This is a genomic window from Flagellimonas spongiicola, assembly GCF_023502425.1.
Lineage (GTDB): Bacteria > Bacteroidota > Bacteroidia > Flavobacteriales > Flavobacteriaceae > Flagellimonas > Flagellimonas spongiicola.
This window is the reverse complement of sequence record NZ_JAMFMA010000001.1, coordinates 223,944-240,242: the sequence shown is the minus strand read 5'-3', so window position 1 is coordinate 240,242 and position 16,299 is coordinate 223,944. Positions and strand designations below refer to the sequence as shown.

General features: G+C 40.7%; 12 protein-coding genes and 2 tRNA genes. 8 read left to right on the top strand and 6 right to left on the bottom strand.

The window, feature by feature from the left end:
- Positions 1–2 precede the first annotated feature (2 nt).
- Together M3P19_RS01175 and M3P19_RS01170 are read left to right on the top strand one after the other, a co-directional pair.
- Positions 3–2,090: an LruC domain-containing protein gene (locus tag M3P19_RS01175; protein WP_249655781.1), complete on the top strand. Its 2,088-nt coding sequence runs from the start codon at positions 3–5 to the stop codon at positions 2,088–2,090.
- A gap of 205 nt (positions 2,091–2,295) precedes the next feature.
- Positions 2,296–4,206, top strand: coding sequence for an LruC domain-containing protein (locus M3P19_RS01170; protein ID WP_249655780.1), 1,911 nt, complete (start codon positions 2,296–2,298; stop codon positions 4,204–4,206).
- Between the two features lie 49 nt (positions 4,207–4,255).
- On the opposite strand, the gene rpsT is transcribed toward M3P19_RS01170, so the two are convergent.
- The 4 genes from rpsT to proS all read right to left on the bottom strand — a co-directional run bounded on the left by rpsT (position 4,256) and on the right by proS (position 6,350).
- Complete coding sequence (gene rpsT, locus M3P19_RS01165) at positions 4,256–4,507, bottom strand: 30S ribosomal protein S20 (RefSeq protein ID WP_119608682.1); 252 nt, start codon at positions 4,505–4,507, stop codon at positions 4,256–4,258.
- 62 nt (positions 4,508–4,569) lie between these two features.
- Positions 4,570–4,641, bottom strand: a tRNA-Glu gene (locus tag M3P19_RS01160).
- Positions 4,642–4,685: 44 nt separating this feature from the next.
- A tRNA-Glu gene (locus tag M3P19_RS01155) sits at positions 4,686–4,757 on the bottom strand.
- Positions 4,758–4,874: 117 nt separating this feature from the next.
- A complete protein-coding gene (gene proS, locus M3P19_RS01150) occupies positions 4,875–6,350 on the bottom strand; it encodes a proline--tRNA ligase (RefSeq protein ID WP_249655779.1) in 1,476 nt (491 codons plus the stop codon).
- Between the two features lie 95 nt (positions 6,351–6,445).
- Between proS and M3P19_RS01145 the strand changes: the two genes are divergently transcribed.
- On the top strand, positions 6,446–7,762 hold the full coding sequence (locus M3P19_RS01145) for a hypothetical protein (protein WP_249655778.1): 1,317 nt from the start codon (positions 6,446–6,448) through the stop codon (positions 7,760–7,762).
- A 35-nt stretch (positions 7,763–7,797) separates the two neighbouring features.
- On the top strand, positions 7,798–9,297 hold the full coding sequence (locus tag M3P19_RS01140) for an OmpP1/FadL family transporter (protein ID WP_249655777.1): 1,500 nt from the start codon (positions 7,798–7,800) through the stop codon (positions 9,295–9,297).
- Positions 9,298–9,348: 51 nt separating this feature from the next.
- On the opposite strand, the gene M3P19_RS01135 is transcribed toward M3P19_RS01140, so the two are convergent.
- Complete coding sequence (locus tag M3P19_RS01135) at positions 9,349–10,800, bottom strand: T9SS type B sorting domain-containing protein (RefSeq protein ID WP_249655776.1); 1,452 nt, start codon at positions 10,798–10,800, stop codon at positions 9,349–9,351.
- Positions 10,801–10,914: 114 nt separating this feature from the next.
- Positions 10,915–12,723, bottom strand: a complete 1,809-nt coding sequence (locus tag M3P19_RS01130) for a T9SS type B sorting domain-containing protein (RefSeq protein ID WP_249655775.1) — start codon at positions 12,721–12,723, stop codon at positions 10,915–10,917.
- A gap of 132 nt (positions 12,724–12,855) precedes the next feature.
- Between M3P19_RS01130 and folE the strand changes: the two genes are divergently transcribed.
- The 4 genes from folE to lgt all read left to right on the top strand — a co-directional run bounded on the left by folE (position 12,856) and on the right by lgt (position 16,296).
- Positions 12,856–13,536, top strand: coding sequence for a GTP cyclohydrolase I FolE (gene folE, locus M3P19_RS01125; protein WP_249655774.1), 681 nt, complete (start codon positions 12,856–12,858; stop codon positions 13,534–13,536).
- 14 nt (positions 13,537–13,550) lie between these two features.
- Positions 13,551–15,038, top strand: a complete 1,488-nt coding sequence (gene cysS, locus M3P19_RS01120) for a cysteine--tRNA ligase (protein ID WP_249655773.1) — start codon at positions 13,551–13,553, stop codon at positions 15,036–15,038.
- Between the two features lie 14 nt (positions 15,039–15,052).
- A complete protein-coding gene (gene yidD / locus M3P19_RS01115; RefSeq protein ID WP_249655772.1) occupies positions 15,053–15,280 on the top strand; it encodes a membrane protein insertion efficiency factor YidD in 228 nt (75 codons plus the stop codon).
- 86 nt (positions 15,281–15,366) lie between these two features.
- On the top strand, positions 15,367–16,296 hold the full coding sequence (gene lgt, locus M3P19_RS01110; protein ID WP_249655771.1) for a prolipoprotein diacylglyceryl transferase: 930 nt from the start codon (positions 15,367–15,369) through the stop codon (positions 16,294–16,296).
- Positions 16,297–16,299: the final 3 nt, after the last annotated feature.

Here is a 16,299-nt window from a genome sequence, read left to right as displayed (position 1 = left end):
TGATGAAAAAGTCTCAATTTCTACTAGGTACATTAAGCCTCATTTTCATTTTATTCCAGACGTCATGTGTCAAAGACAGTTTGGATGAAATAGCGGAGGAAACCACTCAAGAAGAAGAACAAGAAGAAGTGGAAGAGGAATTCGACGAAACGGCAATTGTGAATTTGGTCATTCCAGAAGATTTCAACTTTGAAACTTCTGAAACAGTAACCATTACCATCAACGACAATACACCAGGGGCGATTTATACGGTATATGCATACAACAATACCCAATATGAAAATACCTCTATTGCCGTAACTAATGACGCTGGGGAATCCGATACGGAAATGGTATTTGAAACGGATGAGCTAAACCAAATACTATTTACCGGTTCGCCTTCCAATGGGCAGCTTCAGCATACCATCATGACGCCAAAATACTATTCACAACTATACTTAAGACGCAAAGATGGCAGCTCCTTTACTTCAGAAATTTTGGATATAAACCAAGGAGAAGTCACATATACCTTTACAGATACTAGTGGAAAAATTCGAGCTGCAGAGGTAAGCAAGTTTAAATCGCAACTTGCCACAAAAAGGCTCAGTGCGAGAAATGTGGACATAGATACGCTATTCTGTGTTAATGGTTCAGGACAGTTGTTCAATGTAAACCCCTTGGATGGTAATTTAACCGAATTGGCAGCTATGCCTCAAGGAAGTTGGACGGCTGCAATTGATCATGCCAACATGTATTTATATTCTATTGGTAGAAACAATCCACATCCTTTAATGCGTTATGATATGGTCAATGATTCATGGTCAATTGTAGGAAATGTTGGAATGGGTGGTCCACGTCTGGACTATAACGACAATGATGGATTACTATATTTTTCCGGCAACAACGCCAAAGTTTATACCATTGATCCTACTAATGCCAACACGCTTTCAACTTGGAATATCAATAATTTGGATGTAACCAATGGGGGAGATTTAGCGTTTGCCCCTGATGGAACCTTGTTTCTAAGTAGTTTTGGCGGTTTATATCGATTGGATTTGGATAGCAACAATGTATATCAAGCAACCAGAATCAGTGCTGATAACTTACCATTTACGCCAACCTCAATGACATTTGATTCCAATAATGAGCTTTGGTTAGCCAGTAATGGTGGTAGTTCGGATTTGATAATCATGGATACGGTAACCGGCGGATGGGAGTATATTTTTGGCCCTAATTCCACTTCAGGAGTAAATTTTGGAAGGACAATAAACGATTTAACCACCTATACTGTAACTGAAAACGTACAGGTTCCAGATACTGATGGTGATGGCATTATCGACACCGATGATGAATACCCTGAAGACGCGGACAAAGCCTTTGAACAGTTTACGCCCAGTAAATACGGATGGGGAACCGTAGCGTTTGAAGATTTATGGCCATTTCAAGGAGATTATGACTTTAATGATACAGCAGTCAACTACAGATTTGTTGCCGTACTCAATGCGGATAATATGGTGGTTCAGCTGGATATTCACTTTCAGGTTACCTCTGATGGCGCAGGTCTTATGAACGGTTTTGGCTTGGAAATGGAAAGTATCGCCCCAAGTTTGATTGAGTCCGTGACTGGTAGTATTATTACAGAAAACTATATCAATACTGCATCCAACGGTACTGAAGAAAATCAATCCAGGGCCGTGGTTATACTATTTGACAACCATGAGGCCATTGTAGATGTTGCCAATACGGTATCCGTAAAATTCAGCACACCAATTACAACACTCCAGTTAGGTTTGGCACCATTTAATCCATTCCTAATTGTAGCAGGTGACAGAGGTAGGGAAATTCATTTACCAAACCGCTTCAGAACGAGTTTAGGAGTGAACAACACCTCCATAGAAGGTAATAATCAGGATTTGGACGGGAACTTCCAAACAGATTCTGGATTGCCATGGGGTATCAATATTGTACACGATTTCAAGGTGCCAAGAGAAAGAGTACCTGTAAACAGAGCATATAACTTCTTTAACCAATGGGCAACATCAGGTGGGGTATTGTTCCAAGATTGGTATAAAGACAATGAAGGATATAGAAATGAGAGTGATTTGAAATAGGTTTTAATTTCGTGTTTAACAAAAAAAGCCCTTCTAATGAAGGGCTTTTTGATGCTATACACTTCCAAACTCAGAGCGGCACTTAGAACAACTTTTAAGCCCACACAACAGCTTTAACTCATTTTACAACTTTGTGCTGTATTTCATCGATTAAATCATTCATTTTGTAGGTTTTTTCGTTCATTTAATTACAAGTGAGCGATATATGAGGGCCTCATTTTTTAAATACATAGTACTGATTACTGTTGCAGTTTCGGTTCAAAGCTGTCTTGAACAGAAATACAACAATTACCTGGAATCCTTAGAAAATGATTCAACTCAGGTAGAAGACCCTGTATTGGCAGAACTAAAATTCCCTGAAGAATTTGATTTCAGCACAGAGACCACTGTGCGCCTAAGTATTTTTGACGATACGGCTAACGTTGTTTATGAAGTTTATCCTGTTACGGAAGACTTAACCCAACAATTAGACAGTATCGTAGGTCCCCTAGATGATAAACTATTGGAAAGACCCACTTTAAATGGTTCCATACTTGAAGATGTTTCCATTCCCGCCTATGTAGAAGAGTTGTTCTTGGTAAGGAAAACCAACGCGGCAATTGTTGACATTACGATTCCCATAGAACAAAACATGGCTTCGTACACCTTCAATGGTAGTAGTGGAAAATCAAACATCCTCCAATCAATAAATTCCGAAAAGAGCAACTTAGATTGCGCAAACGTTTTTGGACAACGTTCCTACATAAACATGGGCAATATTGTAACGCTGGATGATCCTGGCGTGCATACGATTTCAAACATTCAATTTCCAAGAAATGGAGCTACGGCAATCATTAGAGCGACAGATTTTGATGGTGCGGAATTCAAAAATCGATTCTCATTGGCTGGCGCTGGATTTGCCCCTCCTATTTACAGTTTTTACGGCTTTAACTTTTGGATTAGTTCCAAAATTGACACGAACAATAATCCATCAGGATACGTTGAATTCGAGATGGATTTCGATACACCAGTACAGCATATTTTAATGCATGTGCGAAGTGTGGACGCTTCAAGATATCATTTCGTTGGTACGCAACATACCGAAACCCTTATATCTGGAGGAAGGGAATTGGAATACAATGAATCCCAGCGAATTTTACGGGATGTACAACCTAGAACAAGAGGTAGGTACTATAGAGATGGATATGGTACGATTTTGATTTCCGCCACCTCAGGAACCTTTAATAAAATAGTTTGGCGCAGAATAGACGAACCAGAAATCAACGTTCAAAATGATTCCAATTGGTTCACCTTTACCGAAGTCGAAATCTGTAATGATCAGGATGGAGATGGTGCAGTCGACTCTGTTGATGAATTTCCAACAGATCCCACAAGGGCATATTCCATAACCTATCCCGCCAAAGACAATACGGCTTCGTTGGTATTTGAAGATTTATGGCCTTTTAGAGGTGATTGGGATTTTAATGACACTTCCATTGATTATTCCATTACTAGGTTCCTAAACACAAATGGTGATATTGTTGCCCTAGATATCGATTACATCGTTACCTCGGATGGAGCTGGGTTTGTCAACAGTTTGGCTTTTGAAATTGGCGGTCTGGACCCAAATAATGTATTTAATGTAACAGGTCAAAGTTTAGAAGGGGAAGTTTTTAGTTTGGACGCCAACGGAGTTGAACTCGGGCAAAACCATGCAGTTATTCCTCTTTTTGATGACCATTCTATTTTGGTTAACCAAGAAAACCAAATCAATATTGAACTCATAAGTCCAATACAACCCAGTTCTTTGGCAGAAGCGCCATTTAATCCATTTTTAGTAGCCAATGGAGACCGCGAAAAAGAAATCCATCTTTTGGATCACTCCCCTACTTCATTGGGTAATGCACTACCTTTAGTTGAAGGGAATAATGCTGATACCGATGGCAATTACGCCACAGACAATGGTTTACCATGGGCCATAAATGTGGTGGAATCCTTTCCATTACTAATAGAAAAAGAACCCATTAATGAAGGCTATTTGTATTTTGAAGAGTGGGGTCGTTCCGGGGGAACTACAAGGAAAAACTGGTATAAGAATTTTCCAGGGTATCGTAATTTCTCAAAATTACGGCAATAAAAAAACGCCCCTTTTCAGGAGCGTTCTAAATATTTTAAATAACTACCAATTACATTGCAGCAACCTTAGTCATCAATTTGCTCTTTAGGTTTGCAGCCTTGTTATTGTGTATGATATTGCGCTTGGCCAATTTATCAATCATACCAACAACGGTAGGAAGAAGTGCTTCAGCAGCTTTTTTATCCTCCTCATTACGCAATTTTTTAATTGCGTTACGAACCGTTTTGTGCTGATATCTATTGCGCAAACGTACTGCTTCGTTTCTTCTGATTCTTTTTAATGCTGACTTATGATTTGCCATTATCCTAATTTATTTTTCTTTTGAAAAGTAATTCTATACTTCTCTTAACTAATTTTCTTAAGTAGCCCGTAGGGGAATCGAACCCCTGTTACCAGGATGAAAACCTGGCGTCCTAACCCCTAGACGAACGGGCCAAAATGCATTTGAACATAGGAAGTGCTTAACACTTAACCTGTAGTAGCCCGTAGGGGAATCGAACCCCTGTTACCAGGATGAAAACCTGGCGTCCTAACCCCTAGACGAACGGGCCAAAAGTTTTTAGAACCTTTGCCTGATTAAAATCCGTAACCAAAAGTCATTCAGGCGGGTGCAAAAATACAACTATTTTTAAGTCTTGCAACAGTATTTTTTTAATTTTTTAATCCTGTTAGTACGCCTTCGCAAATAACACTCTTTGGGTCGACGAATTTCCTGTCACCATGCACCTACCCTCCTCTAATTCAGCATTCAAAGGGATACATCGAATCGTGGCTTTTGTTTCCTCTTTTATCTTGTCTTCAGTAGCCGTAGTTCCATCCCAATGCGCTGATACAAATCCACCTTTTTCTTCAATTACTTTTTTGAATTCTTCGTACGTATCAACCATAGTGATGCGCTCCTCACGGAAATCCAATGCCTTTTTGAAAATATTTTCTTGGATATCCTTCATCAAGGTTTCAATCTTTTCAATAACCTCATCAGCTTTAACAGATTCTTTTTCCAAGGTATCCCGTCTTGCAACTTCGAATGTTCCATTTTCCAAATCACGCTGACCTACAGCCAATCGTACCGGCACACCTTTTAGCTCATATTCATTGAATTTAAAACCTGGTTTGTGCGTATCCCGCTTATCGTATTTAACCGAAATTCCCTTAGCACGCAGTTCTTTTACCAAAGGATCAACTTTTTCAGAAATAGCATCCAATTGTTCCAATCCTTTATATATAGGTACAATAACTACTTGAATTGGTGCCAAATTTGGTGGCAACACCAAGCCATTGTCATCACTATGAGTCATTACCAAGGCACCCATAAGTCTTGTAGAAACACCCCAGGATGTAGCCCAAACATATTCTTGTTTACCTTCTCTATTGGCAAATTTCACGTCAAAAGCCTTTGCAAAATTTTGACCTAAGAAGTGAGAAGTACCAGCCTGAAGCGCCTTTCCATCTTGCATCAACGCTTCAATACAATAGGTTTCTACGGCACCAGCAAAACGCTCGCTTTCTGTTTTGGTTCCCTTAATGACCGGAACACCCATATAATTTTCCACAAATTCCGCATAGACATGCATCATTTGCTCCGCCTCTTCAAGTGCTTCTTTTTCAGTTGCATGGGCCGTATGACCTTCCTGCCATAAAAATTCCGCAGTACGAAGAAATAAACGGGTTCGCATCTCCCAACGGACCACATTGGCCCATTGGTTGACCAATATTGGCAAATCCCGGTAAGATTGTACCCATTTTCTATAAGTATCCCAAATTATGGTCTCAGATGTTGGTCGTACTATCAATTCCTCCTCCAATTTGGCGTTTTCGTCAACAACGATCCCACTTCCATCTTCTGCATTTTTTAATCGATAATGCGTAACAACGGCACATTCCTTCGCAAAACCTTCAACATGGCTTGCTTCCTTGCTCAAATATGATTTTGGAATAAAAAGAGGGAAATACGCATTTTCGTGCCCCGTTTCCTTGAACATTTTATCCAGTTGGGCCTGCATTTTTTCCCAAATTGCAAAACCATAGGGTTTGATGACCATGCATCCCCTTACACCTGAATTTTCAGCTAAATCAGCCTTAACAACAAGTTCATTATACCATTTAGAATAATCCTCGCTTCGACTTGTTAATTTTTTACCCATCTACAATAGTTTGGCACAAAACTTGTGACTTAATCCTCAAAAATAGTTCGGTAAAACTAACTATTTTTAGTATGTTCAACAATAAAAATTGTACGATGAAAAAGTCTTTACCTCACCCCAATTTCCAAACCTTGACGGCAATGGTAGTTTCCACCCTATTTTTAGTTTCGTGTGGATCTTACCAACAAGCATCATACTATGAAGACGATGGCATCTACTCCAATGGTAATCGCGTAGTAAGTGTAGAGAAGAAAAACGCTCAAGCAGTTGAAATTGAGCAGCAGGAAAGCGATATCTACGGCGATTATTTTGGTCAAAAAGCACAGGAATATGATGAAATTTTGGAAGATGAGATATTCACTGATATAGACGGATACAGCAGTGCAATTACCAATGACAGTATACCAATAGGTGAACAAACCGATTATTTTGCCAACAACAATGTTTATAATGGCAATCCTGGTTGGGGCGATAATCCTACCAGCGTTTCTATCAACGTTTATGACAATTGGGGCTGGGGTGGCCTTGGTTGGGGATGGGGATGGAATGACCCATGGCTCTGGAATGGCTGGGGCTGGGGAGGCTACGGCTGGGGCTGGGGCTGGAACAATCCTTGGAGATGGAATCGTTGGGGCTGGGGAGGCTTTTATGGCGGTGCCTGGGGCTATCCTGGATGGGGATATGCTGGAAATTGGGGCTGGGGAGGCTACTATGGTAATCGCTGGGGAAGAGGTTACAATAGAGGCTATGCCTATAATAGAGGTAGAAGAGGTTATTCCAGTAATGTAATTCCTGGTACTACACTTAGAGGAAGATCCAATTTGAACACCAGACGCAGTGGTTATGCCTCTAGATACCGAACCAATACTGGCCGATCCAATGTAAACCGAAGCGCAGTAGGCAGAAGTTCAAGAACTTATCGCAGTGGCACAACCGCACGAAGGTCCAGCACGGATGCGATTACACGTAATAGAAACTACCGTACGAGTCGCAGCACACGTACATCACCAAATTATAGAAGCTCAAGGAATTATCGTTCTTATGGCACTTCTCCTTCAACCAGAAGCAACAGTGCCTACAGAAGTGGAACTACCCGAAATTACCGAAGCGGCAATGCAACACGAAGTTCATCCGGTTATCGCACCCAAGGTCGCAGTACTAGAAGCTATCAATCTTCAGGAAGATCAGTCCCTAGAACAAGTAACTATAGTCGTTCTTCGAGTACCAGAAGAAGCACCGGTTCTTACCGAAGCAGTGCTCCGAGTAGAAGTTCCCGTAGTTCTGGTTCGTATAGAAGTTCAGGTAGCTCAAGAAGTTCAGGCAGCTACAGAAGTAGTGGTTCCAGAAGTTCTGGCTCGCGATCTTCAGGTGCATCTAGATCACGCGGAGGAAGAGGTAACGGTAGACAATAGACCCATTTACTTTTAAGAAAAACTAAATCATAGAAATGAAAAGAATCTCAACTTTCATCATGGTATTGGCATGCGCTTTTGCAAGTGCCCAAAATATTGACGATGTTGTACGTTATAGCACGGAAAACCTCTTAGGAACAGCTCGGCTTCATGCAATGGGTGGTGCCTTTGGAGCACTTGGTGGGGACTTGTCAGCACTTAATGTAAATCCTGCTGGTTCTGCTGTATTCAATTACAGCCAATTTACGGTTACGGGCTCTAACTACAACAGGAACAATGATGCTTTTTTTGGTAGCAGTGTCCGAAATACAGATTTGAATTCGGTTGAATTGAATCAAGCTGGCGGTGTATTTGTGTTCAAATCTACTGATAGTCCTTGGAAAAAGCTTGCCATTGCGTTTAACTACGACATGGTTCAAAATTTTGATAACGAATATTTTGCGACAGGAAATACTACTCAAGGGATTGATAATTATTTCCTGAATTTTGCCCAAGGTCAAGCGTTGGGACCTTTACGTGTACAGGATGGTGAATTCATTGAAGATGCCTATTTGGATATTGGTGCAAGTCTTGGATTTGGAGCACAACAGGCATTTATAGGTTTTCAAGCTGGGATAATTGAACCTACGGTTGATGATGACGCCAATACCTCTTACTTTTCCAATGCGGAATATACTAGTGTTAACCAAGAATACCTTAAAAGCACTACAGGATACAACAGTAAGCTCACGTTGAATTTTGCCGGCCAATACCAAGAAAATCTATACTTGGGGGCAGCTTTAAACTTCCATAATATTTTCTATGACCGATTGACTTTACTGGATGAAAGAGGCTATAACGAGGATTCTTCGGTGCAATTAACCACTTTCGATAACTTTTTGCACACGGAAGGTTACGGATTCTCATTCAGTTTAGGGGCCATAGCCAAGCTTAATGACAATATTAGAATTGGGGGAAGCTACCAATCCCCAACTTGGTATGAATTAACTGATGACATAAGCCAACGTATCAATTCAACATTGGCCGTTTCAGATATCAATTTTATAGATTTCGGCATTGTAAACTTCTTTGAAGAGTACCGTATAAAAACGCCTTCCAAGCTTACTGGTAGTGTTGCGGTCATATTTGGAAAAGATGGGCTTTTGAGTTTTGATTACGGCTATCAGGATATGTCCCAAGCGGAATTGAGACCTACTTCCGATCCAAATTTCTCAGGTGAAAATGAAAACATCGCCAATCAACTGGGCGTAGTGAACAGCTACCGATTTGGCGGGGAATACAGAATAGAAAAAGTAAGTCTTAGAGCCGGTTATCGATTTGAAGAAAGTCCTTATGTAAATGGCAATACGGTTGGTGATTTAACTGCTTATTCTGGCGGAATAGGTTACAACTTTGGTGGCAGTCGTTTGGATTTAGCCGTAAGTCGCTCGGAACAAGATGTAAATGAATTCCTCTTTGATGCAGGAATCAACAGTACCGCAATGATAAATAGAATTAACACCAATGTAACCCTGGGTTATACTTTAAAATTCTAATATCAGACACTAGATTTATCTAATAGAGGGCCGAAGGAATTCGGCCTTTTTTTATCGCACTAAGGAAAAATGCCTTCTTACTTGACGAGCAACCACCACTCCTTGGTCGTCGCGGTCATAATCCAATCGAAACCAATAATCGGAAGATGGCATATCCCTCCCATTGAAAGTTCCATCCCAACCGCCAATTGCATTCAATTCTTTAAGTAATTTACCAAAGCGATCAAAAATATAAACGGAAGGATTACTTAGGGTTTCAATACCTTGGACATTCCAATTGTCATGTATACCGTCCCCATTTGGCGTAAAGAACTTGGGATAGCCCACAACCAAGAATTCAATGGGTTCCGAAGTACCACAACCATTTGTATCATTTATCTCCACGGAATTCAAGCCCGGGGGCACATCCAAGAATACCGGGTCTTCCTGATATTCGCCTCCATTTAATGCATATTCATAGTTACCATCACCTAAAGGAACAAACTCAACATTATAAGGGTCGGTTTGGTTACTGTTCACAAAATCATCCAATACAACGATATCAAAATCCGCTGCCGTAGGAGTGGCATAAAATGTAATCAAGATATCATCGGTGATAATCGTTGCAAACGTGGTTTCGATTGAAACAAAATACCTCCCCGAATTTGGGCTTGTTACGGTTAACTCCGTCTCACCAGGACCACTGGCCAATATTTCATCGATAGTTCCGTCATCATCACGATCCAAAGTCCATACAATATTGGACATATTTGGTCCTGCTGGAGAATTCAAGGCGCTAAGCACAATATCAGGATCTCCTTCGCATGCAATGATATCAAGACCTAAAAACTCATCACGTAGGGTACAATCCAATGCAGTATTTTGATTATCATCTACAGAAGTTCCGGTAAACGTCAATGTGAAGGGTTCAGGATCACCATTGAAGTTGGTATTGTAGTTATTGATGAACAGGTAATAAATCTCACCTGCGATCACATCAATGTATTCATCATAGGTATTTTGGCTTCCCACAACAAACGGCGCCCCAACACGGCCGTCAACAGGATTTACACCAATACCGGTAAAATTTGTATCATTCACTTCATAATTGCATCGTATAGGTTGTGCCGTACCACTCCCTACCAACGTACAAAAGTTTTGTCCTGATGTTTGATCAAAAGGACCGTACATTGCAAAATCCAATTCTGAAGTGACGATTCCTCCCGGAATCACGGGTTGTGCCTCTATATCAAAGCCAATCTGCCCGTCGGTTCCAGCCCTAAATACATACCAAGATGTATTGTTTTCCAAATTTGCGGAGCTTACACTACCTTTTTCCAAACATCCTGATTGCGTAATGACCATAGGGTCAAAATCATCAATATCCCCACTACCATCGGTAGCGGAAGTAATTGGCATATCGGCACATACAGGAATGGCCGTCCTACAATCCGGAGAATTTTGGGAAATAGCTATGTTGAAACCAAGAATGAAACAACAAATAGCGCATAATAGGGCTCTCATAGAATTTTGGGGCTATAAGGTTATTCTATAATATCCCTTATAACTCCAAAAAAGGATGATTTAGTATGCTTAAACGGAAAAAATATACAGTTAATCGACAAAATGCAATTTACATCATCGTCTTAGCGAGAAATGACTCTGCAAATGACGGTCGTAAACCCTATTACCATCATTATCCAAATAACTTAGTTTAAACCAATAATCCGTTGATGGTAAGGGTGTTCCTTGAAAATTCCCATCCCAACCAGGGCTAAATTCGGTCATTTCCCACAGTAATTTGCCATAACGATCATAAATGGTAACGATTGGAGAATCCAACTCCGATAGCCCATCAATTTGCCATGTTTCATTCAACACATCTCCATTAGGTGAAAAACTTGGTGAAAAACCAACTACAACAAAATTTTCGGTTACTTCCGAACAACCGTGAATATCTCTTGCCGTCACGGTGTGCGCACCACCCAGGACTTCTTCAAAAACTGGACTTGTTTGGTAGGGCCCATCATCAATTCGGTATTCAAATTCCCCTTCCGCCTCATTTGTAATAGTAACGGTATTTGCGGGTTGTATATCCTCAAATGCTACATCAACAGAAATAACAGGACTATTTGATATTGCAACACTTACGGTTCTATCCACGAAACAATCCACACCGAGATGTGAATTTGTAATTGTGACTGTATAATCACCAGCTTGGGTAATGGAAATCGTCGGGGTTGTTTCCCCTGTTTCCCAAAGATAAGTATATGCAGGGTTGGGCATTGTTTCACCAATCATCATGGATGGCGTACCATCACATAAATTAACCATGGTTTCAAATGTAGGGTTTGGGGTTTCCAAAGCATTCAATTCAAAGCTTACCGTTGCATCATAGCAGTCTGGACTCATCCGGGACGCCACCCGAACATAAACTGTTTCCAGACCGGGCAACTTTTCATATTGCTTGTTCATTGGGTTTGCTCCTGTGTTGGCATCAGCAGACGAACTATGGTAGCTCACGACAAAATCACCAGGGTTTTGAAGCCCTAGGGCCTCGGCATCCTTGATTCCTAAATCAAATACCATGTTGTCGGTATGACAAACCACTTCATCCAATACGACTGAAGTTGTCGGAATAGCACTAAAATAGGCCTGCACTTCACTTATAATAGACCCTGTTGATGTTGTAACTAGAGCGCGATAAAGTGCAGATGATGAAACTGATAACGTAGAATTGGTTTCCCCAATAATTTGAGTAAACCCACTCCCAGTATCTTCGTACCACTCATAAGCTAATGCACCCACTGTTGTTGCATCCAAAGTGACCACATCTCCATCACAGGCAGCAATTGGTGGCCCTAAAAGATTATTGATAATAGAGCAGTCCAATGCATCCGTGGGGTTTGTTGTCCAAATATTCCCTGTGAATTGTATGGAGAAGCCCGAGTTTGAATTGCTGAAATTGTTGATGAATAAGTAGTAATCTTCACCTGGCATCACATCCAACCAATCTTCATAATGTACGGAATCAGGGTCACCGCTAGGGTCTTCACCTACTCCAACAAAACTTTTGGCATCGCTATTATCGAAAAAATTACAGCGAATAGGATCACCAAGGTTCGTACAATCCGAAGAACGATATAGGGCAAAATCCCAATCCTCGCTGCTATCATGGCCTATATTAAATCCTAATTGCCCCACAGCGGATGTCCTAAAACGATACCAAGCAGAATTGGATTCAATGCTTCCCGTGGTAGTCTGTTCCAGACATCCACTAGAAGCTACGCCAGAAAAGTCGTCAATACCATAACCATTGGTTCCGCCATTGATAGGTGTATTGCTACATATAGGTACAGCATTTCCGCAGTCTGGTATAACCTGGGCGTAGGTCATTTGACTGAAAATCGCAATCGCAGTTAAAATCGTTGCAGATTTCAATTTCATTAGCCATGGATTTAGGGTACCTTAAAAATAAAATGCCTTTAGCCTTAACAATAATTTATGTTGTCAAACCTTGGCTATCAGATGTTAAATAGGGCATTAATGTATATCTTTGCTTTCTTGAAAAAAGAGCAAATGAAACTAGAGCAGGCTTTGGAAGAACAATATGAGGAAAGAGGAAACGATCACGTTGGCTCTTCAACAGAAACCCCAATTAGGGAGGATGCCTTCGTATTGGGTGATGATGAAAAAATTGAACGCATTCAAAAAAGTGTCCGTGAGATTATGCTGACCTTGGGTCTTGATTTGGATGATGATAGTTTGAACGGCACTCCAAAACGAGTTGCCAAAATGTTCGTAAAGGAAATTTTTGGAGGATTGCATCCAGATAGAAAACCAAAATCTTCCACGTTCCAAAATAAGTACAAATATGGCGAGATGTTGGTAGAGAAGAACATCGTTGTTTACTCTACTTGTGAACACCACTTACTGCCAATTATAGGTAGAGCGCACATCGCATATATATCCAACGGTACTGTGGTCGGGCTTTCCAAAATGAATCGAATTGTTGATTATTATGCCAAACGTCCACAAGTGCAAGAACGTTTGAACATCCAAATTGTAAAAGAACTTCAACGCGTATTGAATACCGAAGATGTTGCCTGTGTTATTGATGCGAAGCATTTATGTGTGAATTCAAGAGGAATTCGCGATATAGAGAGCAGCACTGTGACTGCAGAATACGGAGGTAAATTCAAAGATGAAGCAGTCCGGAGGGAATTTTTGGATTATATCAACTTGGATACCGATTTTTAACACGCTACAAATCAATGCAACTGTACAAGAGTCAGCAAATTAAAGTCCACAATTCACTTACTGGAAAAAAAGAAGCATTTAAACCCATTAATGAAGGCCACATTGGCATGTACGTTTGTGGACCTACGGTCTATAGCAATGTACATTTAGGAAATTGTCGGACGTTTATGTCTTTCGACATGATTTTCCGATACTTCAAACATTTGGGTTTTAAAGTGCGCTATGTAAGGAATATTACGGATGCTGGCCACTTGGAAAACGATGCAGATGAGGGCGAAGACAAAATTGCAAAAAAGGCGAAATTGGAACAGATTGAACCAATGGAAGTGGTACAACGATACACGGTGGATTTCCACAATACCCTTCAAAAGTTCAATTTATTACCTCCAAGCATTGAACCTACAGCAACAGGCCACATCATTGAGCAAATTGAAATCATCAAAGAAATCATCGCAAACGGTTTTGCGTATGAAGTCAATGGTTCAGTTTATTTTGATGTGATAACATTCAATGAAAGTAAGGAGTACGGTAAGCTTAGTGGACGAAAATTGGAAGACATGATTGCCAATACTCGTGAACTGACCGCGCAAAGTGAAAAGCGAAACCCGCAAGATTTTGCGCTTTGGAAAAAAGCGGAACCGCAGCACATTATGCGCTGGCCTTCTCCTTGGGGAGATGGATTCCCAGGTTGGCATTTGGAATGTACGGCCATGAGCACTAAATATCTTGGTGAAACTTTTGATATCCATGGTGGCGGAATGGATTTGAAGTTTCCACATCATGAATGTGAAATTGCCCAATCGGAAGCTAGTTGTGGTAAATCTCCCGTAAACTATTGGTTACATGCCAATATGTTGACATTGAACGGCAAAAAAATGTCTAAATCAACCGGAAACAATATTTACCCATCGGAGATTTTTACTGGTGAAAATGATATTTTGACCAAGGCCTATTCACCATCCGTAGTTCGGTTTTTTATGATGCAGGCACATTATACCAGCATCTTGGACCTTAGTGATACGGCACTATTGGCCTCAGAAAAGGGGTATTTCCGCTTAGTGGAAGCCATGGAACATATTTCCAAACTTCCTGTTTCCAAAGCAAGCACCTTTGATGTTAAGGCATGGCAACAGCTTTGCTATGACGCGATGAATGATGATTTCAATACCCCAATATTGATTTCGCACCTCTTTGACGCGGTTAAAAACATCAACCTGATTAAAGAAGGTAAAGCTACAATTTCCGATGCTGACCTTTTAGTATTGCAAAACACCATGACTTCCTTTGTCCATGATGTACTTGGCATTGAAAGTCAAGCCGGAGCCACTGAAGATAGTTCCCAAACACTCAATGGCGTAATCGAGGTTTTGATTGGATTGCGTAATGAAGCCCGTGCAAACAAGGATTTTGCTACTTCAGATAAAATCAGGGATGAATTGATTGCCTTGGGCATTCAATTGAAAGATGGAAAAGACGGAACCAATTTCAGCTTAAATCAATAAAACCAATTTGGGCAATGACCTTTAAAAAGATACTTATTGCCCCTTTTATTTTCTTGGTTAGGGCTTACCAGCTATTGATTTCCCCGTTAACACCGGCAACGTGCAGATATAGCCCTACTTGTTCTGCCTATACCCTTGAAGCGCTAAAGAAACATGGCCTATTTAAAGGGGGTTGGTTATCCGCAAAGCGAATTTTTAGTTGCCACCCATGGGGAGGAAAGGGCTACGACCCAGTTCCTTGAACGGTTATGCAAACAAATAGCTAAAAATCCAATAAACAAGTTTACCAACCATTCAAAGTGGTTATATTAGTTCAAAATTTTACTTTATGTATTTCCTAGGCTTTAACTGGAATCCAGATGGCACCCTACTCCAACTCGGCTTTATCCAGATCAAGTATTACAACCTACTTTGGATTGCAGCGTTTGTGGCAGGGTGGTTTTTAATGAAACGGATATTCCAGAACGAAAACAAATCCGTGGAAAAACTGGATTCATTTTTTATTTATGGTATTGTATCCATTATGCTTGGTGCCCGTTTGGGTCATGTAATATTTTATCAGAGTGAATTATTCACCGAAGACCCATTGTCCATCTTACTACCCATCAGTACGGTTCCAACTTTTCGTTTTACTGGATTTGCAGGTTTGGCAAGTCACGGTGCAACCATTGCGGCAATTATCGGAATTTGGCTGTACTGCCGTAAATGGAAAGATATCAAAATGCTCTGGTTACTCGACCGTATGGCCGTTGTATCTGCAATAGGTGCCTGTTTTGTCCGATTGGGGAACTTCTTCAACTCGGAAATCAATGGTAAGGAAACGGATGGTTCATTTTTTATGGCAACACGATTTATACGCGACCATCAAGATATGCCGCAAAGCGAAGCCATGCGAATTACCGGCGAGCAAACAGCCAACGCTGCTTATAAAGCCATTGAACACAATCCACAATATGCTAGCGTATTGGAATCAATTCCTTTTAGACATCCGGCCCAATTGTATGAAGCAATAGGGTATGCTTTGATATTTGTATTGCTGTACCAACTCTATTGGAAAACGAACAAAAAGGACAAACCCGGTTACCTTTTCGGTTTGTTCATGGTCTGTTTATGGACAGTACGATTATTAGTTGAGAATGTAAAACGGAAACAAGGCGGAATCGAAGAAACTTTGGGCTTATTATCCACAGGGCAATGGTTGAGTATTCCAATGATTTTGATTGGACTCTATTTTATGTTCCGACCTACAAGTAAGTAATGC

What these genes read in the sequence shown, in the direction of transcription:
- lgt (WP_249655771.1), top strand. Translation starts at nt 15,367, where the DNA reads ATGTATTTCCTAGGCTTTAACTGGAATCCAGATGGCACCCTACTCCAA.
- M3P19_RS01130 (WP_249655775.1), bottom strand. Translation starts at nt 12,723, where the DNA reads ATGAAATTGAAATCTGCAACGATTTTAACTGCGATTGCGATTTTCAGT.
- M3P19_RS01170 (WP_249655780.1), top strand. Translation starts at nt 2,296, where the DNA reads ATGAGGGCCTCATTTTTTAAATACATAGTACTGATTACTGTTGCAGTT.
- proS (WP_249655779.1), bottom strand. Translation starts at nt 6,350, where the DNA reads ATGGGTAAAAAATTAACAAGTCGAAGCGAGGATTATTCTAAATGGTAT.
- rpsT (WP_119608682.1), bottom strand. Translation starts at nt 4,507, where the DNA reads ATGGCAAATCATAAGTCAGCATTAAAAAGAATCAGAAGAAACGAAGCA.
- M3P19_RS01175 (WP_249655781.1), top strand. Translation starts at nt 3, where the DNA reads ATGAAAAAGTCTCAATTTCTACTAGGTACATTAAGCCTCATTTTCATT.
- M3P19_RS01140 (WP_249655777.1), top strand. Translation starts at nt 7,798, where the DNA reads ATGAAAAGAATCTCAACTTTCATCATGGTATTGGCATGCGCTTTTGCA.
- M3P19_RS01145 (WP_249655778.1), top strand. Translation starts at nt 6,446, where the DNA reads ATGAAAAAGTCTTTACCTCACCCCAATTTCCAAACCTTGACGGCAATG.
- folE (WP_249655774.1), top strand. Translation starts at nt 12,856, where the DNA reads ATGAAACTAGAGCAGGCTTTGGAAGAACAATATGAGGAAAGAGGAAAC.
- cysS (WP_249655773.1), top strand. Translation starts at nt 13,551, where the DNA reads ATGCAACTGTACAAGAGTCAGCAAATTAAAGTCCACAATTCACTTACT.
- yidD (WP_249655772.1), top strand. Translation starts at nt 15,053, where the DNA reads ATGACCTTTAAAAAGATACTTATTGCCCCTTTTATTTTCTTGGTTAGG.
- M3P19_RS01135 (WP_249655776.1), bottom strand. Translation starts at nt 10,800, where the DNA reads ATGAGAGCCCTATTATGCGCTATTTGTTGTTTCATTCTTGGTTTCAAC.